22 protein-coding genes and 1 tRNA gene are annotated in these 22,518 nt (G+C 65.8%); 10 read left to right on the top strand and 13 right to left on the bottom strand.

All coding sequences use genetic code 11. The features are described 5' to 3' along the window. Positions 1-67: 67 nt before the first annotated feature. Positions 68-541, bottom strand: a complete 474-nt coding sequence (locus DI605_RS06515) for a MarR family transcriptional regulator (protein ID WP_293970831.1) — start codon at positions 539-541, stop codon at positions 68-70. 122 nt (positions 542-663) lie between these two features. Then, on the bottom strand, positions 664-2,715 hold the full coding sequence (locus DI605_RS06520; RefSeq protein ID WP_293970834.1) for a TonB-dependent receptor: 2,052 nt from the start codon (positions 2,713-2,715) through the stop codon (positions 664-666). A 718-nt stretch (positions 2,716-3,433) separates the two neighbouring features. Here DI605_RS06520 and DI605_RS06525 point away from each other — a divergent pair. From DI605_RS06525 to DI605_RS06540, 4 genes are all read left to right on the top strand, one after another. After that, complete coding sequence (locus tag DI605_RS06525) at positions 3,434-5,740, top strand: TonB-dependent siderophore receptor (protein WP_293970837.1); 2,307 nt, start codon at positions 3,434-3,436, stop codon at positions 5,738-5,740. Between the two features lie 53 nt (positions 5,741-5,793). After that, complete coding sequence (locus tag DI605_RS06530; RefSeq protein ID WP_293970840.1) at positions 5,794-7,776, top strand: adenine deaminase; 1,983 nt, start codon at positions 5,794-5,796, stop codon at positions 7,774-7,776. An 81-nt stretch (positions 7,777-7,857) separates the two neighbouring features. Next, the gene (locus tag DI605_RS06535) at positions 7,858-9,012 is read left to right on the top strand and encodes a HupE/UreJ family protein (protein ID WP_293970843.1); all 1,155 of its coding nucleotides are present in this window, start codon (positions 7,858-7,860) and stop codon (positions 9,010-9,012) included. Between the two features lie 2 nt (positions 9,013-9,014). Beyond that, a complete protein-coding gene (locus DI605_RS06540) occupies positions 9,015-9,971 on the top strand; it encodes a LysR family transcriptional regulator (RefSeq protein WP_293970846.1) in 957 nt (318 codons plus the stop codon). A 170-nt stretch (positions 9,972-10,141) separates the two neighbouring features. On the opposite strand, the gene DI605_RS06545 is transcribed toward DI605_RS06540, so the two are convergent. From DI605_RS06545 to DI605_RS06565, 5 genes are all read right to left on the bottom strand, one after another. Then, positions 10,142-10,218 (bottom strand) — tRNA-Arg (locus tag DI605_RS06545). A gap of 140 nt (positions 10,219-10,358) precedes the next feature. Next, complete coding sequence (locus tag DI605_RS06550) at positions 10,359-10,853, bottom strand: DUF1178 family protein (RefSeq protein ID WP_293970849.1); 495 nt, start codon at positions 10,851-10,853, stop codon at positions 10,359-10,361. Then, positions 10,850-11,677: a carbon-nitrogen hydrolase family protein gene (locus DI605_RS06555; RefSeq protein ID WP_293970851.1), complete on the bottom strand. Its 828-nt coding sequence runs from the start codon at positions 11,675-11,677 to the stop codon at positions 10,850-10,852. The genes DI605_RS06550 and DI605_RS06555 overlap by 4 nt, the downstream gene beginning before the upstream one ends. Next, positions 11,677-11,934: a glutaredoxin 3 gene (gene grxC, locus DI605_RS06560; protein WP_293970854.1), complete on the bottom strand. Its 258-nt coding sequence runs from the start codon at positions 11,932-11,934 to the stop codon at positions 11,677-11,679. Before grxC ends, DI605_RS06555 begins: the two co-directional genes overlap by 1 nt. Positions 11,935-11,992: 58 nt before the next feature. Then, on the bottom strand, positions 11,993-12,739 hold the full coding sequence (locus tag DI605_RS06565; RefSeq protein ID WP_293970857.1) for a ComF family protein: 747 nt from the start codon (positions 12,737-12,739) through the stop codon (positions 11,993-11,995). 65 nt (positions 12,740-12,804) lie between these two features. On the opposite strand from DI605_RS06565, the gene DI605_RS06570 reads away from it, so the two are divergent. After that, entirely contained in the window at positions 12,805-13,668 is an 864-nt protein-coding gene (locus DI605_RS06570; protein ID WP_293970860.1) for a methyltransferase domain-containing protein, read from the top strand. On the opposite strand, the gene DI605_RS06575 is transcribed toward DI605_RS06570, so the two are convergent. Next, positions 13,663-14,088 carry a (deoxy)nucleoside triphosphate pyrophosphohydrolase gene (locus DI605_RS06575; protein ID WP_293970863.1) on the bottom strand — a complete coding sequence of 142 codons (426 nt, stop codon included), beginning with the start codon at positions 14,086-14,088 and terminating at the stop codon, positions 13,663-13,665. The two genes, DI605_RS06570 and DI605_RS06575, sit on opposite strands and share 6 nt — an antisense overlap. A gap of 39 nt (positions 14,089-14,127) precedes the next feature. Between DI605_RS06575 and DI605_RS06580 the strand changes: the two genes are divergently transcribed. Both DI605_RS06580 and DI605_RS06585 read left to right on the top strand, forming a co-directional pair. Next, positions 14,128-14,310: a Flp family type IVb pilin gene (locus tag DI605_RS06580; RefSeq protein ID WP_293970866.1), complete on the top strand. Its 183-nt coding sequence runs from the start codon at positions 14,128-14,130 to the stop codon at positions 14,308-14,310. Between the two features lie 168 nt (positions 14,311-14,478). Then, entirely contained in the window at positions 14,479-14,646 is a 168-nt protein-coding gene (locus DI605_RS06585; RefSeq protein WP_293970869.1) for a Flp family type IVb pilin, read from the top strand. A 136-nt stretch (positions 14,647-14,782) separates the two neighbouring features. On the opposite strand, the gene DI605_RS06590 is transcribed toward DI605_RS06585, so the two are convergent. The 4 genes from DI605_RS06590 to DI605_RS06605 form a co-directional block, all read right to left on the bottom strand. Then, positions 14,783-15,727, bottom strand: coding sequence for an acetyl-CoA carboxylase carboxyltransferase subunit alpha (locus DI605_RS06590; protein ID WP_293970872.1), 945 nt, complete (start codon positions 15,725-15,727; stop codon positions 14,783-14,785). A gap of 81 nt (positions 15,728-15,808) precedes the next feature. Continuing rightward, entirely contained in the window at positions 15,809-16,708 is a 900-nt protein-coding gene (locus DI605_RS06595) for a tyrosine recombinase (protein WP_293970875.1), read from the bottom strand. Next, entirely contained in the window at positions 16,705-18,531 is a 1,827-nt protein-coding gene (locus DI605_RS06600; protein WP_293970878.1) for a hypothetical protein, read from the bottom strand. The genes DI605_RS06595 and DI605_RS06600 overlap by 4 nt, the downstream gene beginning before the upstream one ends. Continuing rightward, positions 18,515-18,649 (bottom strand): hypothetical protein, encoded by a 135-nt coding sequence (locus DI605_RS06605; protein ID WP_293970881.1) that lies wholly within the window; start codon positions 18,647-18,649, stop codon positions 18,515-18,517. Before DI605_RS06605 ends, DI605_RS06600 begins: the two co-directional genes overlap by 17 nt. Positions 18,650-18,878: 229 nt before the next feature. On the opposite strand from DI605_RS06605, the gene DI605_RS06610 reads away from it, so the two are divergent. After that, positions 18,879-19,421, top strand: a complete 543-nt coding sequence (locus tag DI605_RS06610) for a shikimate kinase (RefSeq protein WP_293970884.1) — start codon at positions 18,879-18,881, stop codon at positions 19,419-19,421. Beyond that, positions 19,418-20,512, top strand: coding sequence for a 3-dehydroquinate synthase (gene aroB, locus DI605_RS06615; RefSeq protein WP_293970887.1), 1,095 nt, complete (start codon positions 19,418-19,420; stop codon positions 20,510-20,512). The genes DI605_RS06610 and aroB overlap by 4 nt, the downstream gene beginning before the upstream one ends. A gap of 3 nt (positions 20,513-20,515) precedes the next feature. Here aroB and DI605_RS06620 read toward each other — a convergent pair whose 3' ends face one another. Then, positions 20,516-21,280, bottom strand: a complete 765-nt coding sequence (locus DI605_RS06620) for a methyltransferase domain-containing protein (RefSeq protein WP_293970890.1) — start codon at positions 21,278-21,280, stop codon at positions 20,516-20,518. 130 nt (positions 21,281-21,410) lie between these two features. Between DI605_RS06620 and DI605_RS06625 the strand changes: the two genes are divergently transcribed. Continuing rightward, positions 21,411-22,511: a glycosyltransferase family 2 protein gene (locus DI605_RS06625; protein ID WP_367120031.1), complete on the top strand. Its 1,101-nt coding sequence runs from the start codon at positions 21,411-21,413 to the stop codon at positions 22,509-22,511. The last annotated feature ends 7 nt before the right edge of the window (positions 22,512-22,518 follow it).

Raw genomic sequence — 22,518 nt, forward strand, 5'->3', positions numbered from 1 at the left:
TAACAAATATCGATCGAGGCGGCAAGAGCCTTCGGCCGCCCTCCCGCCCGGCGGGGAGAAAAACGCATCACTCCTCCGGCGGCTGCTCGCGCGCCTCGATGCGCCGGATCAGGCCGATCAGGATGTGGCGCTCGTCCGCCGTAAATTCGGAAAGTAGCGCGTCTTCATGCGCGATCAGCCGGGCAGTGGCATCCTCCAGCATGGCCCGGCCCTTCGCCGTCAGCGCCAGCGCGATGGCGCGACGATCATCCTCGGCCGGGCTGCGATCGACATGACCCGCCTCCACCAGTTCATTGACGAGCACCACCATATTGGCGCGCTTGATGCCCAGCACCTCGCCGGCCACGCCCTGGCGGATGCCGGGATTGGCCGCGATCACGGACAGGATCGCGAATGGAACCTGGCGGAGCCCCTCTCCGCCGACCGTGCGGAAGAAATCGCTGCCGAAGACCGATGAGGCGCGGCGGAGGTGATAGCCGACCAGCCCGTCCAGCACCCCGAGTGAATCATTGCGTCCAGCGCCCGGCATGGCACCGTTCATGGCATCCCCCCTTAAATGGCGGCAAGCCTGTCCCGCCCCTGCCTGCTCTAACGCGCCCCCGCGCGCGAGCAACAGGATCGCGGGCACGGCAGCATGCCGAATGCCCGCGATGATGCCATCTTCTAGAAACTGTAGCGAAGCGAGACGCGCACCTGACGGGGCTCCACCGGATGGAGGTGATAATCGTCGACGCCCCCGGCCGGCTCCCCCTGTAGCCGTGACGTGTAGAAATAGGTGATGTCGGCATCCCTCGCGTCAAACAGATTGAGCGCGTCGAGGCCCAGTTTCGCCCGGCCGATCTGATAGTAGATGCCGGCATTCACGAGCGTCGTCGCCCTCGATCTCACGCTGCCATCCTCGATCAGCGGCGCACCGCCGAAATGGCGCAGGCGGAGCGAACCGGTCAGCCCGCGCCCCGCATCGATGGCCGCCCCGGCGGAAACGACATTGCCCACGGCATTCGGAATGCGCGTCATGCCCGGCACGACATCGTGGAAGCGCGCGTGCGTGATCGCGCCGGCGGCATCCAGGGTGATCCAGTTGGTCGGCCGCCAGAAAAAGGTGGCCTCCGCGCCATAGCGACGGGTGGCATCGTTCGGCTCGGTCGTTCCGCCGTCACCCGAGAAGACGAGTTCGGAACCGAGCGCCAGATAATAGCCGACCAGCGATGCGCTGAACCGCGACGCTTCATATCGGCCGCCAATCTCGGCCCCGCGCGCACGGACCAGCACAGGCACGCGCTCGACAGGATCGCCGGTCTTGGGATCGATCCGGATCGTGGCGCCGCGCACGTCATTCGAATGGAAGCTCTCGCCATAATTGGCGTAGAGTTCGATCCGGTCGGCTGCGCGCCAGGCCAGCGCGGCCTTGGGCGCGAGGAGAAAATCGGAGCCCTTGCCGGAATTGGCGGCGATCGTGCGGGCTCGCACATCATAGGCATAGAGATCGCCCCGCGCGCCCAGCGTCAGGCGGAGGCGATCGCTCAGGAATGCCGTGCCGCTCGCATATAGCGCGCCGCTGCCTTCCTCCACGCGGTCCTCGCGGACGGTGCCGATCCGGATGGCCCGCTGCGTGCGATAGAGACCGATTGCGCCGATATGATCGTAGCGCGCCTCGCTGCCGAGCGTGGCTTCCACCGGCAATCCGGCGATCGTGGTATCGATCCTGTGCTGGATCGAACCACCCCAGACCGTGCGACGATCGCGCTGCTGGAATTCGTCGCCATCGACGGGATCATCCAGAAAGTAGGTGAAATTTGAGGTCAGCCGGAAGCGATAATGCACCGCATAAAGCGTGACGTCGGTCGCGCCGAAATGGGCATTCGCCGTAAGCCCTATCCGGGTCGTCTCGCCGCCAAGATACGGATCGATATAGCCGAACCGGTCGATCGATCCGCTATCGATCGCGCGCTGCGGAACCTGATCGGTCGCATTCCAGGTCGCGTGATAGCCGGTGAGGCCAAGGCTCCAGCGGTGCGCTCCGGTGCCTCGCGAATATTTGACGAGGCCGTTCACCTTTTTGAGATCCTCGTCGAGCACCCAGGGGCCGTTCGAGCGGGTCCCGTCCAGCGCGGCCAGCAGGGTTCCATCCGCCAGGGCGCCGCTTCCCGCGGCCAGCGCCCGATAATAGCCGAAGCTGCCACCCGTCGCCTCGATGATCGGGGCGGCCAGGCTGTCCGCCATGACGAATTTCGCGGTGCCGGCGGCCGAGAAATCGCCCACGTCGGCAAAATAGGGGCCCTTCCGATAATCGATGCGCTGCACGAGTTCGGGGATCAGGAAATTCAGATCCAGATAGCCCTGCCCATGCCCATGCGTGCGCATGTTGACGGGCACGCCATCGACGAAGGCGGCGAAATCGGTGCCGTGATCGAGATTGAAGCCGCGCAGAAAATATTGATTGGCCTTGCCCGTGCCGGAATGCTGCGTTGCGATCACGCCGGGAACGTTTTCAACCAGTTCGCCCACGCGGGATAGCGGCCGATCCTCGAAATCCCTGTAGCCGACAACGCCTTGCGAGCCGGAAAGCGCGGTTCCGATCTGCGCGAGCGCGCGGCCATAGACGATGACGTCGTCTTGTCGTTCGCCATCGCGCGGTACGGCACCGTCGCTGGACTGGGCCACCGCCACATCGCCGGCGAATATGCAAACGGCGAGACCAAGCGCGCCAGACATCGATCTGCTAAGCATTGAATCCCCAAATTTTCGATTATCACCCTACGACTATCGCCGCATCAGCCTATCATCAACTAATAGAAATGTAATTTTTTATTTCGTTCGTCGAACTAATACCAAGATTTTTTGAATCTATATTATAGACGCGATCTACGCTCATGCGCGAATGCGCGCGATTACCAGCGCAGCGACCGCGAAAATCCCATCACCAGCCGACACATCTCTCCGCGAGCGCGCACCCGGAAAAACGAAACCCATGGCCGCCAGGACCATCCGAAAGCGCCTTCATCGCCGAGAATGAAGGGGAGCGCAGCCGGAGCGCGGCGCACCACCACCCTCGCCCCGGCAGCCACCTCTCCCCTCGCGAAAAAACCCTCGCAGACGCCCGAAATCATCACGAATCAAAAGGACCGCGACGGTCTCATTCGCATTTTCGCAACGTGGCATGCGGATTTCTCCTGTTTACACATACAGACAAACGCGACAATGTCGCCGCCCAGACGACTCTGAGGCTGTATCACAAACAGTCCGGCCCTATCGCGCCTGATGCCGCTCCAATCGCAGCATAATGACGCAATTACGAGATAACATCGTAGTATATTTGCTTATTATAATAATAGACATCGATCATTTCTTCTATGACTATGTCGATCATAAGATTCTATACTAGATATAGTTGCAACGGAGAGGCCTATATAAATTAGGTTCGGGGGAATCAATGAATAATCGACTGATCGGTTTGGGATCGACCTTCTTCCTGTGCCTGCTTGCGCAATCGCAAGCGCAGGCGGAAATTGCCCCGCCGCCCGCTGGCGATGCGGCCGCGAACAGCGACGAGATCGTGATCGAGGGAAAGACCTTCGCTCAGAACAATTCGGCTCTGGGCATGGGAGCCTCGGTCATCGAGACGCCGCGAACCGTTCAGCGCATTGACGCGACCCAACTTAAGGATCTCTCGATCGAGAGTGTCCGTGATTTCGCGAAGGTGGTGCCAGGCGCCTACACGACTACCCAGTTCGGCGGCGCGAATACCCCGTCACTGCGCGGCCAGACCGCCGAAATCTATCAGGACGGCATTCTGCGCACGCCCCGCGCGAACGGCCTGCCCGTGAGCTTCAACGGCGTCGGTGGCCTCGATGTGGTGAAAGGCCCGGCGGGCGTGGTCTATGGGCCGACCGGCCGCGTCGGCGGCTATGTCAACTTCGTCACCAAGAAGCCGCAGCAGGATGGCCTGCACGTTTTCGTCGATGCCAGCTATGGCCGGTGGGACGACAAGCGCGTCCAGGCGGATATCGGCGGACCGATCAACGAGGTGCTGGGCCTGCGCCTGAGCTATGAGCGGGTCGATTCCGACAGCTATTACCGCCTCGGCTTCATGGATTCGCACGATATTTACGGCGCGCTCCAGTTCACGCCAAGTGACAAGCTGACGATCGATGCGAACATCGAATATTATCATGCGAAATTCACCGAGAATACGGGCATCAACCGGCCGACGCAGGAGCTGATCGACGACGGCCTTTATTATCAGGGCACCGGCATCGGCCGCTTCAGTTCGCCGACGGCGACGGATCGGCGCGGCTTCCGCTCGGTCATCAACGTCACCGGCGTCACCAAGATCGATCGCAGCTTCCAGCTCGTCGGTCCGGACGATTATGCGAAGGGCTCGGATCTCGTCGCCCAACTGCACGTCAATTATCAGCTCAGCGATCAGCTCACGATCGCGAACCATATGGCGTATGAGGATTATACCCAGATCCAGGAAGAATACGCCCAGCGCTTCTACAATTACATTCCGAAGTCGCACAATTTCCAGAATCGCCTGGAACTGTCTGGTGAATTCGGCAAGCAAAAGATCGTCATCGGTGCCGCCTATCGCGCCTATGAATCGCTCTCTTATGCCGACTTCTTCAACGAATATTTGAACGCCACAGACATCACCACCGATCCGGCGACCTACCAGATCAACAATCTTGCCGGTGTGGTCGCGGTGCCGGGCCGGACCAACGAATTCGCAACCCCCGGCACCACTTATGGCGTGGCCGGCTACACCAACGCGCAGGCCGGCACGGCCGACCAGAAGGCCAACCAGATCGGCTTCTTCGCGCAGGGCATGTTCCACCTGACCGATGAACTGTCGGTGCTGGCCGGTGCCCGTCTCGATCGCATCCACGAGCGGCTCGCCGATCCGCTGCCGCCGCCCGGCGCAACCGCCGCCCGCGACACGATCACCGAGTGGGAAAAGGCGTTCAACACCAGCGTGACCTATGCCTTCACGCCGAACACCTCGATTTACGCGACATTCAATTACAACGAATCTCCGGCCAGCAATGTCGGCGGCTATGCGCCCTTCACTTCGGGCGTGTTGATCAAGGAGAATTTCCACATCGACAATTATCTGTACGAGGGCGGCGCCAAAGCCGCGCTGATCGGCAACAAGCTGTTCGGCGCGATCTCCATCTTCAAACAGAAGCGCTCCGTCGTCGACGCATTCGGCGCGGTCAGCCGGGTGGTCGCCAAGGGTGCGGAACTGCAGCTCAATTATCAGGCCACCAAGAATTTCTCGATGATGGCCTCCTATACGTATATCGATGCGATGCTGCCGAACGCCCGGCAGTCGGCCTTCACCCGTGATGTCTACGATGCATTCGCGGCGCCCTATGGCAACGGCAATGGCAGCCCGAACTTCACGGCCCTTACCGGAACCTTCCGGATGCCCGGCCTGCCCAAGCACATGCTGACGGGCTTTGCGAAATATAAGTCGGACATGGGCCTCGGCGGCAGCATCAACGGCCAACTCACCAGCCCGATGAACACCTCCTATCTCGGCAATGTGAAGATCCGGACGCAGTTCCAGATCGATGGCACGATCTTCTATGATGTGGGCAAGTTCACGATCTACGCGAACCTCTACAACATCACCAACGAGAAGAACTGGTCCGCAGCCGGGGGCTCGCAGGGCAACGACCTGATCAACGCCGATCTGCCCTTCCACTGGCGGCTGGGCGCACGCTTCCGCTTCTGAGCGGAAGCGACACCGATTTCACCGATCTACCGCCGACCATCACAGAGGGTGACATGAACTTGAAGATCCGGGCCACGTTGGCATCGCGGCGGGCCGCCATTGTCTCCACTGGGATTGCGGCGGTGCTGGCCGCCGGCCTGCTCGCGTCCTGTTCGTCCAAGGAGGAGGCCGTCACCAGGAGCGGATCCGGCGTGCCGGTGGCAAGCGCGGTGGACAAGCCGGTGCCGTTCGATGCGGAGACGCTGGCCCGCCAGAAGCTGGTCGAAGTGGCGCTCGCACGGGCGCCCGCGGATCTCGTGATCCGGGGCGCCCGCGTCCTCAATGTCTTCACCAGCCAGTGGGATGACGGTCAGGATATCGTCATCAGCGGCGAGCGGATCGCCTGGGTCGGCAAGTCAGGCGACTGGAAGGGCAAGACGAAGAAGGTCTTCGATGCCAGGGGCCTGACGGCGGTCCCGGGCTTCGGCGAATCCCACAAGCATATCGAGAGCACCCTGCTCTCGCCCGAATATGAGGCGGCGCTGGTCGTGCCGCTCGGCAATACCTGGACGAGCGAGGGCTCGCACGAATTCTCGAACGTGTCGGGCGAGCATAATGTGGAATTCTGGGAGACGGCGGGCAAGCATGGCAGCCCGCTGAAGATCTTCACGGCGCTGGGTTCGGCCACGCCGCCGTCCGCCTTCGAGAAGGGCGGCGGCAGCTACGCCTACCAGGAAATCTACGACAACATGAACAAGAGCCTCTCCGTGCAGGGGCTGGACGAGGTGATGGACTGGCCGGCGGTATCGCGGCCCGAGCATCCCGGGCACCAGCGCATCTGGGAGAATATCCAGGCGACGCGAAACACGCGCGGCGTGATCGATGGCCATGGCGCCGGGCTCACCGAGCATGGGGACATCAACGCATTCGCCGCAACCGGCCTGACCTCCGATCACGAGACGCGCGCACCGGAGGAGGCCTGGGAAAAGCTGCAGCACGGTCTGTTCATGCAGCTGAAGAACGAGAATATCGAACGCGCCCTGCCCTATTTCAAAGCGAAGGGCCTCACCGACTGGTCGAACATCGCGCTGGTGACGGACGATCGCAACGTCGCCGATACGCTGCGCCTCGGCACGATGGACGCGCACGTCCGCCAGGCCATCCAGATGGGCGTGCCCACCATCGCCGCCTATCAGATGGCCACGATCAACCCGGCCCGCCACGCGCATATGGATTCGCAGGTCGGCGCGATCGCGCCTGGCCGCTATGCGGACGTGGTGCTGCTCTCGTCGGTGGATGACGTGCAGATCAAGCATGTCTTCGCCAACGGCAAGCTGGCCGCGACCGACGGCAAATATCTGCTGCCCATCCCCAAGATCGACTGGCCGAAATGGGCCACCGACACGATCAACATCGGCCGCAAGCTCACGGCGGACGATTTCGTGATCCGCGCGCCCGAGGGCCGCACCACCGTGACGGCGGCGATCCAGGAGCCCCGTTATCGCGATCCCGTCCAGAGGACCGCGACGCTCCCGGTCGTCAACGGCGTCGTCCAGCGCGATATCGCCCACGACATCATCAAGTTCGCGATGATCGATCGCTATACGGGCCAGGGCAAGCTCGCGAAGGTCTTCTATACCGGCCTCGGCCCCAAGACGCCCAATTCGGCGATCGCCTCGTCGGTGTCGCACGATCTGCACGACGTGGCCGTGGTCGGCAGCAGCGATGCGGCGATGGCGATGGCGGCGAACCGCGTCGCCGAGCTGAAGGGCGGCATCGTGCTGGTCAGGAACGGCAAGATCGTCGGCGAGATCAAGCTGGAAGTGGGCGGTCTGATGACGAGCCGCCCCATCCCCGAGGCCGCCGCCGATCTCGAGAAGATGTGGGCGCAGGGCGACACGATGGAATGGATCGGCGCGCCGGGCTTCCCGAAAGGCATCATCGCCATGATGATTACCTGCAGCCCCTACACCTGGCGCCTCGTCGTCCCCTATCCGGGCAATCCGGACGGGCTGGTGCTGCTGCAGACCGGGGAGACGATGCCGATCATCAAGTAACGGGTCGTGGCAGGCGTGATCTTCAGGAACGGGGGGCTGTGTCGGTCGTGGGGCCGGCTCGCCCCCCTGCGATTATTCTGCATGATGGCGCTCTGCTGGCTGATCGCGGCCGCCGCGCAGGCGCACACCGAAAACCCCACCCTCGTCGTCGTCACGGTCGATCCGTCCCGGTCCGTGCATGTGAAGGCGGATGTCGATCTGTCCTTCTACCTGGGTTCGACCGGCGCATATTATGATTTCACCCGCCTGCCCGCGGCAGCGCAGCAGCAGCGGATACCGGCCCTCGCCACGCGGGTCCTGCATGATCTGCGCATCGTGTCCGGCAAGCCGGTGGCATTGACGCTCGCCAGCACCGCCATCGCCAGGGGCGATCGCAACGAATTCGTCGGCGATACCTCGTCCGGCAAACTCTCGACCTTCGAATTCGATGGCCGGCTGGACGGCCGCGATCCGGTCCGGCTGGATCTGCCGGTTGGCGCGCAGATCGATTTCCCCGTCGCCTTTACCGTTCGCGTGCCGTCCAAAAACTTCTCGCGCACCCGCTGGCTCGTCTCGGGCATGCACGAGAGCGATCCCGTCGACTGGGCCAACGCGCCCACGATCGCACAGGATGTGCCCGCCGCCGACGGGTCCGTGCCCGACAGTGCCCTGAGCCAGGGCTCCTGGCGGCAGCTGCCCGAATATTTCCACCTCGGTTTCCGCCACATCGTGCCGGAGGGGGCGGATCATATCCTGTTCGTTCTGGGCCTCTTCTTCCTCGGCATATCGTGGCGCAAGCTGCTGACCCAGACGACCGCGTTCACGATCGCGCACGCAACCACGCTCTTCCTTTCGGTCTATGGCATCGTCCGCCTGCCTTCGGCCTATGTGGAACCGCTGATCGCGCTCTCGATCGCCTTCATCGCGATCGAGAATGTGTGGCGGCCGAAGCTGGGGCCGGGCCGGGTAGCGGTGGTATTCGCGTTCGGGCTGATCCACGGCCTCGGCTTCGCGGCCAGCCTCGCCGAAGTCGAATTCCCGCAGCGGGAGTTCATCTGGGCGCTGCTAGGCTTCAACCTCGGCGTCGATGGCGGGCAATTGTTCGTGATGGCGCTGGCCTTCCTGATGGTCGGCTGGTTCCGGAACAGGAGCTGGTATCGCGCGCGGATCGCCGTCCCCGTCTCGCTCCTGCTGGCGGCGGTGGGCCTTTACTGGGCGGTGGAACGCGTGATCCTTTACCGCGACGTCTATTTCTGACGATGCCTGCTTTCTCCCGCTTCCTGAAATATTTCATGGCGGTAGGGCGTCATGGATCGATCCGGCGGGCGGCGGAGGAACTGAACGTGGCGGCATCCTCGATCGACCGCCAGATCCTGAATGCCGAGGCCCAACTGGGCATGGCCCTGTTCGAGCGGCTGCCGGGCGGCCTGCGGCTGTCGGCGGCGGGCGAGATCATGATGGCGGCCGGCCAGCGCTGGCAGAAGGGGCTGGACGACGTCCACACCCAGATCGAGGATCTGCGCGGGCTGAAACGCGGCCATGTCGAAATCGCGATGATCGACGCGCTGACGAAAGGCCTGATCCCCAGCATCATCCGCTCGGTCCAGTCGCTCTATCCCGGCATCACCGTGAAGTTGCGCGTGCTGGATAATGATGCGGTGCGCCTGGCCATCAGCGAAGGCACGGTGGATTTCGGCATCTTCTTCTACCCCCAGTCCTTTCGGGACATATCGGTCAAGGTCTGCGGCGACGTGGTTCTCGGTTTCGTGACGCCGGTTGGCCACCCGCTTGGGCGAAAGCGCGAGGCGCGCTTTTCCGAAGCGGTCGGGCTCAAGATCGTCGCCCCCGCCGAGCCGCTCGCCATGTGCGATCAGATCTCGGTGCTGGAAGGGGCCACGGGCGTCGCCCTCGATCGCGCCGTCACCTCCGACAATATCCAGATGATGGCCTCGCTGGTGACGGAGGGCGTGGGGATCGGCATCCTGACCTCGCTGGACGTATCGACCGAGGTGAGGCGCGGGCTTCTCGAATTCACGCGGATTTCGGATGCTATCCTCCGGCCCATGACGCTCGCCCTCTGCACGGCCACGAACCGGACCCTTTCGAATGCCGCCGGCATCATCCTGTCCGAGATCGAAAGCCGCTTCGCCCAATTGACCTCCCCATCGGGGCCGAACGGGATGGAGCCGCTCGCGCATCACCGCACCGGATCGTAGCCTCCCAGAGGGGAACGGATCCACCGGCAGGGGAAACGATCCGCACGACATGCGCCGTCGGCCGCACCCGCCGGCACGCAGAAGACAGTCTTTCCGGATATCGTGGGGCACAATCCGTCCCGCACGAACCTCAGGACAAAGGCTGCGCGACGGCTAAATCATGGAAATCGTGGTGCCCCGAGAGAGACTCGAACTCCCGACCTGCGGTTTAGGAAACCGTTGCTCTGTCCTGCTGAGCTATCGGGGCACGGCGCGCTGCTTAGAGCCTGATGTGCCGGTGTGGAAGCGCTTTGCGTGCCGGCCCCCGGGTGCGGCCGATCGGGCGGGGATCGCGATATCGCGACGTCGGCGCGTGCCGCCCCGCCCGCAGGCGGGAAGCGCCCCGCCTTACTGGATCCGCTCGGGCGGCACGACCGGGAAGGGCAGGTGGGCGACGGGCACGCCATCCTCGGCCAGCGCCTTCGCCTCTTCCGCCGTCGCCTCGCCATGGATGATGCGTTCCGGCGCGTCGCCATCGTGAATCGCCCGCGCTTCCTCGGCGAAGCGGCGGCCGACATGCTCGCTGCCCTCCAGCATCCGTGTCTGCGCCTCGGCCAGCGCGGTCAACAGGGCCTTCATCTCGGCCGGTGCCGGCATGCCGCCCTGCACCGCAGCCCCCGGTGACGCCGCCTGAGAGGGCAGGCCCGCCGGCCGGGCGGCGGCGGGCAGCTGATTGCCCTTGGGGCCGACATTGGGCGCCATCACGGCCTTGTCCACCTCGCCCGATCCGCACATCGGGCAGGAGACGAGCCCGCGCGCGCGCTGCCCCTCATAATCGCCGGTCGATCCGAACCACGCCTCGAACACATGGCCGCCGCCGCAGCGCAGGTCGAACACGATCATGCCGCCACCTCCGCCGGACCGATCGGCCGGCGATGGGCGAGCGCGGGCACGCGACCGCGCACATCCGCGATGCGCGCCATATCCAGATCGACGAACCCGATTTCGGGCACCCCGCCCATATCGAGCAGCACATCGCCCCACGGATCGATCGCGAGCGAATGGCCATAGGTCTCGCGGCCATCCTCGTGTCGCCCGGTCTGCGCGGCGGCGATCACGAAGGCGCCCGCCTCGATCGCGCGCGCGCGCAGCAGGATATGCCAGTGCGCCCGGCCCGTCGGCACGGTGAAGGCGGCCGGCACGGCAAGGATCGTGGCACCCGCATCGCTCAGCGCGCGATAGAGATCGGGAAAGCGCATGTCGTAACAGATCGAAAGGCCGATCCGCCCCCACGGCGTCTCCACCGCGACAGCGCGCGCGCCCGGCGCATAAGCAGCTGATTCGCGCCAGCTCTCACCGGTCGGCAGATCGACATCGAACAGATGGATCTTGTCGTAACGCGCGCGGATAGCGCCCGTATCGTCGATCACGAACCCGCGATTGACGAAGCGCCCGCCTTCTCCACCGGCGAGCGCCAGCGATCCCACATGCACCCAGATCCCCGCTTTCGCCGCCGCATGACGCACGGCGGCCAGCGCGGGATCGCTCTCCTCGTCGCGGATCGAGGCGGAAGCGCGCTTGCGATCACGATCGATGAGACCGCTCATCTCGGGCGTGAACAGCATGTCCGCCCCGCCGGCCCTGGCATTGGCGACGGCCGCCGCCAGCGCATCGGCATTACACGCCGGATCGATCCCGGTCGTGGTCTGGAAGATGGCGGCGCGCATCAGAGCCCGAGCAGCGGATCGAGCCTGCCCGCACGCTCCAGCGCGGCCAGATCGTCCGATCCGCCGACATGCGCCCCGTCGATGAAGATCTGCGGCACGGTGCTGCTGCCCGGCGCGCGATCCAGCATCTCGCCGCGCTTCGGGCCGCCCATCGTGATGTCATATTCCTCGAAATCGACGCCCTTCGAGGTGAGAAGCTGCTTGGCGCGCACGCAATAGCCGCAGAACATCTTCGTGTAGATCTCAACCTTCGCCATGCGCACGCTCCTCGTTCCGCCACGACCTATGGCGCGGCAGCCGATTGTCAACGGATCGTCACATCGCCCGATCCCGATCGCCCTTCACGACGCGCGCCCAGCAGGCGACCGAAACGTGCGCCGCGCCCGCCCTGCGCAGCGCCCGCGCGCAGCCCGCCACGGTGGCCCCGGTCGTATAGACATCGTCCACCAGCAGGACGCGCGCACCCTTCAGCCGCCTCTTCTCCGAAGCGGAGATCGCGAAGGCACCGGACACGGCGCGCCGCCGCGCCGAAGGGCCAAGCCCGCGCAGCAGCGGCGTGCGTTTCGTCCGCCGCAGCAGATCGACCGCGACCGTGACGCCCGCCTGCCCCGCCAGCGCCCGCGCGATCAGCGCGGACTGGTTATAGCCCCGCGCCCACAGCCGTCCGCGATGAAGCGGCACCGGAATCACGAGAATGTCCGGATCCAGCGGGCCCACCGCGCGCGCCATCAGCCGCGCCATCGTCTGCGCGATGCCGGCGCGGCCGCCATGTTTGAGCTTCAGGGCCAGCGCCCGCGCGATCGGCCCATAGGCGACGCCCGCGCGCAGACGATCGAAGGGCGGCGGATCGGCCAGGCAGGCGCCGCATCGCGTATCCTCGTGCAGCGCCTGCTCCAGCGGCTCGGCGCAGACCGCGCAGGCCGGCCCGCCGAGAAAATCGAGGGCGCTCCAGCAGGCGAGGCAGAAACTGTGATCGGCCGCCACGATGATCCCGCAACCGGGGCAGCGCGGCGGAAGCGCATAATCCACGATCCGGGAAAGAGCCGAACGGACGATTCCCACGACGCCCCCGCCGCCACGATTCCCGCCCTTGTGCGCAGGCCCCGGCCGGAGGCACAAGCGCGCGCGTGACCGACCCGACCGACATTTTCGACCGCCAGCTCCGCCGCCTCCGCCGGGATCGCGCCGCGCCGGATTTCGCCCATCATGCCTTCCTGCGCGAGGCGATGATCGAAGGGCTGCTGGACAGGCTCGATCTCGTCACCCGCCCGATCGCCACCGCGCTGGATCTCGGTTGCGCCGACGGCACGCTGACCCGCGCGCTCCGGGAGCGAGGCATCGTGGTGACGCCCGCCGACGCCGGCGCGCGCTTCGCCGCGGCGGCGGGCGGCGTGCAGTGCGACGAGGATCGCCTGCCCTTCCCGCCCGAAAGCTTCGATCTGGTCATCTCGGCGGGCGTGCTGGATACGGTGAACGATCTGCCGGGCGCGCTCATCCAGTGCCGCCGCGCGCTGAAGCCGGACGGGCTGTTCCTCGCCGCCTTTCTGGGCGCGGGCAGCGCCGCTACCCTGCGCGATATCGTCCGCGCGGCCGACGCCGCGGCCGAAGGCGCGATGCCGCAGCGCTTCCATCCGCAGATCGACGTGCCGGCGGCGGGGGATCTGCTCGTCCGCGCGGGCTTCGCGCTGCCCGTCACCGACAGCGAGGTGCTGGACGTGCGCTACGGATCGCCCCTGCGCCTGATGGCCGATCTGCGCGGCATGGCCGCCGGCAACCAGTTGGCCGGCCAGGCACCCCCCTGGCTGGGTCGCGCGCGCCTGGGCGAGATTGCCCGCCTCTTCGCCGCGCGGGCCGAGGCGGACGGCCGCACACGCGAGCGATTCCACCTGCTGTTCATGACGGGCTGGGCGCCCGGCCCCGATCAACCCAGGCCCGCCCGGCGCGGATCGGCGACGGCGAGCCTGGCCGCCGCGCTCAAATCCCGATCATAGCAAAGCTTCGAGCAGGCCGATGAGCGGCCGGTCCGCCGGCGGCATCTCCAGCCCGTGCAGATCCAGCGGGCGTACCCAGCGGAGTTCCGGGCAATGCAGCGGCTGCGGAATGCCGCGCCATTTGCGGCACGCATAGAGCAGCAGGATCAGGTGGCGCCCGCCCAGCGGCTCGCTGGCGAAGGCGGCGGGCGCAAGGCAGCTCCCCCACGTCTCGATCCCCAGTTCTTCCGCCAGTTCGCGCACGAGGGCGGCCTCGGGCGTCTCGCCCGCCTCCACCTTGCCGCCCGGAAACTCCCACAGGCCAGCCATGGGCTTGCCCTCGGGGCGCCGCTGCACGAGCACGCGCCCGTCCGCATCCACCAGCGCAGCGGCGACCACCAGCAGGCGCTCGGCCGAAGGGCTTTCTTTACCCGATGGCATTAACGGGAAGCCTGAACTGGACGAGAGCGCGGGCGAGACATGGCGAACCTTTGCAAGAAATTGTGGCGGGACAGCCGCGGCGCGACCGCGATCGAATATGGTCTGATCGTCTCGCTGGTCGTGATCGCGATCGTTGCGGGCATTTCCAGCGTGGGCGGGGCGACGGGCGGCCTCTGGGGCAACATGGCCAACAAGGTGGCCGCCGTCACCCCGAATGCCTGATTTCCGGGCGTCCCGGCAGGGTAAATTTCCCGCTAACCACTTATTTTTCACGTTAAATCTTCGGAAACCCTCTCCCCTTATAAGCCCATTCGCGGTTCCCGACGAGCGGGGGACTGGTGGGGTGAAGGCCAACAACGTTCGGCAATGGGCTTGCGAGGAGTAAATAGTATGATGAAGATCCGTAATTTCCTGAAGAACAGCAAGGGCGCGACCGCCATCGAATACGGCCTGATCGCGGCCCTGATCGCCGTTGCCGCCATCGGCGCGATGTCGACGCTCGGCACGAAGCTTAAGAACACCTTCACGAACGTTTCGAACAACATGAACGCTCAGTAAGATCTGCTGAACGTTTGAAATGGTGAGGGCCGGCGCGGGAAACCGCGCCGGCCCTTTGCCGTTGGCGAAAGCAACGCTTCGAAAGGTGCCCCGGCCCGGCAAGCGGAGATGCGCGGCGATGCCGACGCGGCCGGCCTCAGCCGATCTTCAGGAACTTGTCCCGCCGTGCCGCGAGCAAGGCCGCCGGCGGCATGGTTGCCAGCCTGTCCAGTTCGTCATCGATCGCGGCCGCCAGCGAGGCGATCGCGGCGGGCTTGTCGCGATGCGCGCCGCCCACCGGTTCCGGCACGATCCGATCCACCACGCCCAGCTTTTCCAGATCCTGCGCGGTGACCTTCATCGCCTCCGCCGCATCGGCCGCGCGATCGGCCGTGCGCCACAGGATCGAGGACGCGCCCTCGGGCGAAATCACCGAATAGATGGCATGTTCGAACATCAGCACGCGATTCGCGCCCGCCAGCGCCACCGCGCCGCCCGATCCGCCCTCGCCCACGATCGCGGCGACGATCGGCACCTTCAGTTCCAGGCATGCCTCGGTCGATCGCGCGATCGCCTCGGCCTGGCCGCGCTCCTCGGCCTGCACGCCGGGAAAGGCGCCGGCCGTATCGACCAACGTCACCACCGGCAGGCCGAATCGCTCGGCCAGCTTCATCAGGCGGATCGCCTTGCGATAGCCTTCGGGCTTGGCCATGCCGAAATTGTGGCGAATACGGCTGGCCGTATCATCGCCCTTTTCGTGGCCGATCAGCATCACCCGCCGGCCGCCGACACGCGCGAGGCCGCCGATGATCGCCTGATCGTCGGAAAAGGCCCGATCGCCCGCGAGCATCATGAAATCGCTGGCGATTCCAGCGACATAATCCTTGAAGTGAGGCCGCTCCTGATGCCGCGCCACCTGCGTCTTCTGCCACGGGCTGAGCTTGGCATACAGATCGCGCAGCACCTTGTCCGATTGCTGCTGGAGCTTCGCGACCTCCGCATCGATCTTCAGCGTGGAATTGGCGTCGGCCGTCTCGCGCAACTCTTCGATGCGCGCGCGCAGCTCGGCGACCGGTTTCTCGAAATCGAGGAAGGCGACCATAGGGCCGGGCGGTTAGGCGGCGCGGGCGCGGGCGTCAATGTCGGGCCGGCCCATATGAGCGTCTCGGCCGTCGCCGCCCTGTCACTCCATTCGCCCGCGATCCGCCAGCGGGTGCCGCGCATTGACCAGTTCCACCAGCCGGCGGCTATCCACATGGGTGTAGATCTGGGTGGTGGCGATATCGGCATGGCCCAGCATCGTCTGCAACGCGCGCAGATCCGCCCCGCCTTCCAGCAAATGGGTCGCAAAGGCGTGGCGCAGCACGTGGGGGCTGATCCGCTCGGGCGCGATCCCCGCCTCCCCCGCCAGTTCGCGGACAAGCTGATAGAGGCGCACCCGGCTGAGATGCTTCTTGCCGGAGGGGAAGAGCCAGGCGCCGCCGGAGGGCAGCGTCGCGGCATAATCGGCCGCCGCCGCCCGCGCGCGATCGGAGAGCGGCACCAGCCGCTCGCGCCCGCCCTTGCCCTTCAGCATCAGGAAGGGCTGGTCGCCGCGCAGGGCGTTGCGCGGCAGGGAAACCAGCTCGGTCGCGCGCAGGCCGGATCCGTAGAGCAGCTCGAACAGGGCGGAGAGGCGCAGATTGCCGGGGCTCTTCACGAAAGCGAGGCGCGCCTCGATCGCCGCGAACAGGCGATCGACATCGTCATGCCCCAGCACCTTGGGCAGGCCCCGCGCGGCGCCGGGCCGGGGCAGGGCGCCGGAAGGATCGTCGACGCGCAGGCCTTCTTCGGCGAGAAAGCCGAAGAAACGCCGCAGCGCCGATGCCTTGCGTGCCACGGTGGAGCGGGCAAGCGGCAGCCACTCCCCCGCCAGATTCTCCAGCGCGGCCGCATCCGCGCCGCCCAGCCGCCCGCCAAGAAAGGCCGACGCCCCTTCCAGATCGGTGCGATAGGCCATCAGCGTATTGCGCGCGGCGCCCGCTTCCGCCGCGAGCATCTCCAGGAAACGATCGATCAACTGCCGATCGCCGGCGTTCGTCACAGCCGCGTCATCGCCTCGGCCGCGATCATCCGCGCCTCGCCATCCAGGCCCACGGCCCGGAGCGCGCCGATCATTCGATAGAAATCGGCCGGCGCCACGCCGCTCCACGCCGGCGTCTGCAGGCCGGTGGCGACCAGCATCGCCACCGTGCCCGGCTGATTGCCCGTCACGGCGCGATCCAGCGCGCGGCCATAAGCGGTGCGCCCGCCCAGCGGCATGCCGATATCCTGCGCGATCGCCGCGGCATCGGCGGAAGGCAGGCGGCCGAGCGCGGCGAGCGCGGCCACCAGCATCGCCACGCGATGATCGCCCGAATCGCCCGCGGCCTTGGCGATGGCGCGCACCCGCTTGGCATCGATCGCGACGCCGGGGCGCGGCGCGCCGACCGCAATGATCGCCCAGGCGCGATCGGCATCCTCGCCGCTCGCCCGGCTCACCAGATCGGCCCAGCGATTCGCCTGGAGATCCAGCCCCGCCGAAAACATCGATCCCACCAGCGCGGCATAATCGCTCTCGCGATCGGAAGAGGGCACGATGCCTCCCGCTGCCCGCGCCGTGAGGATCAGCGAAGCGTAACGCTGGCGTTCGCTGGGTTCGGCTTCGCCCACGCCCTTGTCCCAAAGGGCATGCATCGCGGCGAGCCGCGCGGCATCGTCATCCCCGCGATAGGCGGCACGCAGCCGCCCGGCCGGGCTTTCCGTATCGAGATCCCCCGCCTCGTCCATGACGCGGCCGTAGAGATCCACCAGTTCGCTCGACGAGACGCTGCCCATCACCGCCGCCGCACGCGCCGGCGCCACGCGATCCGCCGCCGCCAGCATCGGCGCGCGCGCCAGCCATCCCTGGAACCAGGCGGGCGCCGCATCGACCAGCGCCTGCGGGATCACCACGTTGAGCGCGGTCGCCAGCCCGAATCGCCAGTCGGTGAGCGAATCCACCGCCGTCCAGTCGATCGAGATGACGCGCCGGGCACTGCCGCCCGCCGCCACCAGCCGCTCGGCCAGCGCATGATCGATGGGATCGCCGGGAGGCGCGCGGCCGATCGAGGCGTTGGCCGTGGCGATATCGCCGGAAAGCGCGGCGCAGATCGCGCGCACCATCGGCCAGATCGGCTGGCCGCCGATCGTTTCCTTGCCATCGGGCAAGGGGCAGAGGCCGGCGGGGTCGCTCGTCGCCAGCGCCGTCTGCATCGCCACGCGGCGCAGGCGCGGGCTGAAATTCTCGACATCGACGCCCTGCACCAGCGTGCGCGCCGCATCGGCCTCTCCCAGACGCAGCAGCAGCGCGGCGCGATCCGCCACCCAATCCGCCTGCCCTTCGCCGGCCGGTGCGGCCGTGGGCGCCAGCAGCATGCGCCGCAGCATGATTTCCGCCCAGCGCGAGGCGATCGGCGTCTGCACCAGGCGCATCAGCGTGGCGAGATAGCGCCCGTCGACATCGCCGAATGCCTGCGCGCCATAGCCCGCATCGATGCCGATCCGGTCTAGCGAACGGCGCGCAGCCGGCGGCAGCTCGGCGGGCGGGGGCGGCGGCTCGGCTTCGGAGGCATTGGCCATGCCATCCAGCGGCAGCTCGATCGGCGGCGCGGCCGGCGCCTCCGGCAGAAGCGGAGTGGGCGACGAAGCGGGTGCCGCGCCCGCCGGGGCGCCGGAGGAAGCCGGCGGCGTCGCCTGTGGCGCCGGCGCGGGCGCGGGCGCGGGGCTGTTGAATCCCGGCGGAAGAAGCGATTCGGGCGATTGCTGCCCGATCGCGGGCGCGATCAGCGCGCCGCCGGCCAGCAGCGCCGCGACAAGCGCCAGGCCGGCCTTACTTGGCGGCTTCATTGGCGAGCGGCCGTTCGACCCGCACCTGCGGCACTTCGCGATCCAGCGAGGCGAGCGCGAACAGCACGCCTGCGAGAATGACGACCAGCACGATCAGGATCAACAGCGGACGCGGCATCTTATCTCCCATCACCGACGCCACCCGAAGCGACGCGGCACACTCCATACAAAGCCGGCCACATATTCCGTGGCGCGGCGAATTCCATCCTTCCGGACACGTACGGCACCCGGCAAGCTCATCACGACCGGCGCCGCTCGCTCCCTCCGGAGAAAAACGTCGCCCCGGGCGAAAACCCGGCAAGCGGGCTTTTGCCCGAGGCGGGGCGCCTGTGTATAGCCCCCGCGCCATGTCCACCGCCCCCATCACGCCCCGCCATGCGACGGACCGTTCGGTCGTGCTCGTCGGCCTGATGGGCGTCGGCAAATCGACGATCGGCAAAAGGTTGAGCGGCCGGCTCGGCCTGCCCTTCGCCGATTCCGATCACGAGATCGAGAGCGCGGCCGGCCTTTCGATCGCGGAAATCTTCGCCCGCTATGGCGAGGCGGAGTTTCGCGCGGGCGAACGCCGCGTGATCGCGCGCCTGATCGAGGGGCGGCCGAAAGTGATCGCGACCGGCGGCGGCGCCTTCATGAACGAGGAGACGCGCGCGCTGATTCTGGAGCGGGCCACCGCCGTCTGGCTGGATGCGGATATCGATGTGCTGGCCGATCGCGTCCGCCGCCGCCCCGGTTCGCGCCCGCTGCTGAAGGGGCGCGATCCACGCGAGGCGCTGGCCGATCTCGCGGCGATCCGGAATCCCTTCTACGCGCTGGCCCCGATCCACATCAAAAGCGAACCCCTGCCCCATTCGGCAGCGGTGGAATCGATCATGAGGGCGTTGCACGGATGAAGGAGATCATCGTCGGGCTGGGCGAGCGGAGTTACCCGATCCTGATCGAAGCCGGCCTGCTAGGCCGCGCCGCCGCGCATGTGGGCCGCTTCGCGCGCGGCGACCGGCTCGTGATCGTCACGGACGAGAATGTGGCCGCAGCGCAGCTGCCAGCGCTCGCCGCCGGGCTTTCGGGTATCGCGATCGAGACGATCATCCTGCCCGCCGGCGAAGGCACGAAAAGCTGGGCGATGCTGGAACGGCTGACCGATCGCCTGATCGATCTGGGCGTCGAGCGGTCCGATCGCATCCTTGCTTTCGGCGGCGGCGTGATCGGCGATCTCGTCGGCTTCGCGGCGAGCATCCTGAAGCGCGGCTGCGGCTTCGTACAGATCCCCACCACCCTGCTGGCGCAGGTCGACAGCTCCGTCGGCGGCAAGACCGCGATCAACAGCACGGCCGGCAAGAATCTCGTCGGCAGCTTCCACCAGCCGGACATGGTGCTGATCGATCCGGACGTGCTCGGCACGCTCCCCCCGCGCGAGCTGCGCGCCGGCTATGCCGAGGTCGCCAAATATGGCCTGATCGACGATGCCGCCTTCTTCGACTGGTGCGAGACGCATGGCGACGACGTGCTGGCCGGCGATGCGGACGCGCGCGTGGAGGCAATCGCCTACAGCGTGCGATCCAAGGCGCGCATCGTGGGCGAGGACGAGCGGGAGACGAGCGGGAGACGAGCGCTGCTCAATCTGGGCCACACATTCGGCCATGCGCTGGAGGCCGAGACGGGCTTTTCGGACGTGCTTCTGCATGGCGAAGCCGTCGCCTGCGGCATGGCGCTCGCCTTCCGCTTCTCTGCCGCGCAGGGGCTGTGCAACGAGGAGGATGCCGCCCGTGTCGGCTTTCACCTGGCCCGATCGGGCCTGCCCTCCACGCTGGCCGAGGCCCATGTCGACACCAGCGGCGCGACTCTCGTCGCCCACATGGCGCACGACAAGAAGATGGAAGGCGGCAAGCTCCCCTTCCTGCTCGCCCGCGGCATCGGCCAGACCTTCCTGGCGAAGGATGTCGATCTGGCCGAAGTGGAAAGGTTCCTCGACGGGGAACGGTGAATTTCAGGCGGTCATCTGACGCAAGGCGCGGGCCTTGCGCTCGGCATTGACGATCGCGAGCCGGGTGACGAGAGGCGTCGGCATCAAACTCACCATGGCGCGTCGCAGATGCCATCCGAGTGAGCCAGTGATCCTGACCTTGCGATCATCGCCCACCCTCGCGGCACGCATGTCCTGCGACAGCTTCCGCTCGCCGGTAGCGTTGGCATAGATCAGGCTGTTGAAACGATACCAAGGCTCCACGTCAACCGCTCCCGCCAATTGCGGGCGTAGCCAATCAAAGGCCCGATATCCATGCGCGGCAAACTTGCGCCGCCAATATTCGGGTGGCTGCTCGTTGACGTGATGTTCGCCCCCTTGGTGGGGAACGGCAGCGGAAAATAGAATGATATCGCCATGCGCAACCAGGGAGCGCACGAAGGAGTCAGCTTTATTCGGAGCGATATGCTCAGCCACTTCGAGAGACTGCACGAGATCGAAGCGACGACAGAGATCGAGTGGTTCCGAAAGATCATGCGCAACGAAGCGGTCGGCCGGTATCAGCAACGCATCTCCACCCGCATACCAGCCGTCGACGGCCACCACATCCGTCACCCCGCTCTCGAGCCACTCCAAAGCCCAGGCGCCAGTTCCCGCCCCCACATCGAGCAAACTGTCCACCCGCATTTCACCCCGTAACACAGGGATAATGGTCCGAGCGGATCTCCGCGCGCCCTCATTGATGTAGTCATAGAATTCGGTGCTGTAGACGTGCTTCATGACCGCCATCTGTCTCCTCAGGCGGCACGACCCTAAAAAGACAGGGTTAATTCTTCGTTGATCGAGGCATCCTCAACCAAGAATTAACCAGATACGGTCACATCGGGATCAGATTTTCGAGGGTCCGTTCGTGAACGACATGAGCTTCAGAGGGCCGGTAACGGGCCATCGTCCGTTCAACGATCGCCCCTTCATGCCCTTCGGCGCCACAGATACCGATATCGATTTCACATCAGGAATAAGACCGGGCCTCTCGATCGTGGTCCCCTGCTTTAATGAGGAAGCGTGTATCGAAACGCTTCACAGCCGTCTCAGCGCAGCCGCACGCGCCGTTGCAGGCGACGATTATGAGATCGTTCTGATCGACGACGGCTCCCACGATCGAACTTGGGACATCATGCTCGACTACGTGGAAAGCGATCCGCGGGTATTTGCACTGCGCCTGTCGCGCAATCATGGCCACCAACTTGCCCTGTCGGCAGGTTTGGATGTGTGTCGGGGCGATATGATTCTCATCATCGATGCCGATCTTCAGGATCCTCCTGAACTGCTCGGCGCCATGATGGAAAAACTACATGCCGATGATGCGGACGTCGTCTATGGGGTTCGCGCGCAGCGGCACGGCGAAACGGTCGCGAAGCGGGCAATGGCAAGGCTGTTCTACAGGCTGCTCGCCCGCCTTTCCGACGGAGTGGAAATACCGATAGACTCCGGCGATTTCAGGCTGATGACCCGCCGGGCGCTCGACGTTTTGCAGGCGATGCCGGAGCGCTCCCGCTATATCCGTGGGATGGTTGCGTGGATCGGTTTCAAGCAGGTTCCCTTTCGTTATGATCGGGACGCGCGCTTGGCCGGCAAGACAAAATACCCGCTGGTGCAGATGTGCCGGCTGGCGCTGGACGCGCTTACCGCCTTCTCCGTCGCGCCCCTGCGGCTGGCGAGCTACGCGGGCCTTGCTTTATCGATCCTGTCGCTCGGGATGATCGCATATTCCCTGAACGGCTGGCTTGGCGGCAAGGCGGTGCCCGGCTGGACATCGCTGATGATCGTCACCCTCATCCTGGGATCGGTCCAGATGTTCGTACTGGGCGTGGTCGGCGAATATATTGGCCGACTTTATCAGCAATCAAAAAACCGGCCGCTCTACATCGTCAGCGATACCGCCGGCGGCGGCCATCGCGGCCGGGAGCATGCCCCATCCCGGCTTGGCGTGATAACAGCGAAACGCCGAACGGTCTGATCTCCGT

The sequence above is a fragment of the Sphingomonas sp. genome (genome assembly GCF_003248515.1).
Lineage (GTDB): Bacteria > Pseudomonadota > Alphaproteobacteria > Sphingomonadales > Sphingomonadaceae > Sphingomonas_I.

Bases quoted from the DNA above. Each gene is read 5' to 3' on its own strand.
- DI605_RS06515 (WP_293970831.1), bottom strand. From the start codon at position 541: ATGAACGGTGCCATGCCGGGCGCTGGACGCAATGATTCACTCGGGGTG.
- DI605_RS06520 (WP_293970834.1), bottom strand. From the start codon at position 2,715: ATGTCTGGCGCGCTTGGTCTCGCCGTTTGCATATTCGCCGGCGATGTG.
- DI605_RS06525 (WP_293970837.1), top strand. From the start codon at position 3,434: ATGAATAATCGACTGATCGGTTTGGGATCGACCTTCTTCCTGTGCCTG.
- DI605_RS06530 (WP_293970840.1), top strand. From the start codon at position 5,794: ATGAACTTGAAGATCCGGGCCACGTTGGCATCGCGGCGGGCCGCCATT.
- DI605_RS06535 (WP_293970843.1), top strand. From the start codon at position 7,858: ATGATGGCGCTCTGCTGGCTGATCGCGGCCGCCGCGCAGGCGCACACC.
- DI605_RS06540 (WP_293970846.1), top strand. From the start codon at position 9,015: ATGCCTGCTTTCTCCCGCTTCCTGAAATATTTCATGGCGGTAGGGCGT.
- DI605_RS06550 (WP_293970849.1), bottom strand. From the start codon at position 10,853: ATGATCGTGTTCGACCTGCGCTGCGGCGGCGGCCATGTGTTCGAGGCG.
- DI605_RS06555 (WP_293970851.1), bottom strand. From the start codon at position 11,677: ATGCGCGCCGCCATCTTCCAGACCACGACCGGGATCGATCCGGCGTGT.
- grxC (WP_293970854.1), bottom strand. From the start codon at position 11,934: ATGGCGAAGGTTGAGATCTACACGAAGATGTTCTGCGGCTATTGCGTG.
- DI605_RS06575 (WP_293970863.1), bottom strand. From the start codon at position 14,088: ATGCCATCGGGTAAAGAAAGCCCTTCGGCCGAGCGCCTGCTGGTGGTC.
- DI605_RS06580 (WP_293970866.1), top strand. From the start codon at position 14,128: ATGGCGAACCTTTGCAAGAAATTGTGGCGGGACAGCCGCGGCGCGACC.
- DI605_RS06585 (WP_293970869.1), top strand. From the start codon at position 14,479: ATGATGAAGATCCGTAATTTCCTGAAGAACAGCAAGGGCGCGACCGCC.
- DI605_RS06590 (WP_293970872.1), bottom strand. From the start codon at position 15,727: ATGGTCGCCTTCCTCGATTTCGAGAAACCGGTCGCCGAGCTGCGCGCG.
- DI605_RS06600 (WP_293970878.1), bottom strand. From the start codon at position 18,531: ATGAAGCCGCCAAGTAAGGCCGGCCTGGCGCTTGTCGCGGCGCTGCTG.
- DI605_RS06605 (WP_293970881.1), bottom strand. From the start codon at position 18,649: ATGCCGCGTCCGCTGTTGATCCTGATCGTGCTGGTCGTCATTCTCGCA.
- DI605_RS06610 (WP_293970884.1), top strand. From the start codon at position 18,879: ATGTCCACCGCCCCCATCACGCCCCGCCATGCGACGGACCGTTCGGTC.
- aroB (WP_293970887.1), top strand. From the start codon at position 19,418: ATGAAGGAGATCATCGTCGGGCTGGGCGAGCGGAGTTACCCGATCCTG.
- DI605_RS06620 (WP_293970890.1), bottom strand. From the start codon at position 21,280: ATGGCGGTCATGAAGCACGTCTACAGCACCGAATTCTATGACTACATC.
- DI605_RS06625 (WP_367120031.1), top strand. From the start codon at position 21,411: ATGAGCTTCAGAGGGCCGGTAACGGGCCATCGTCCGTTCAACGATCGC.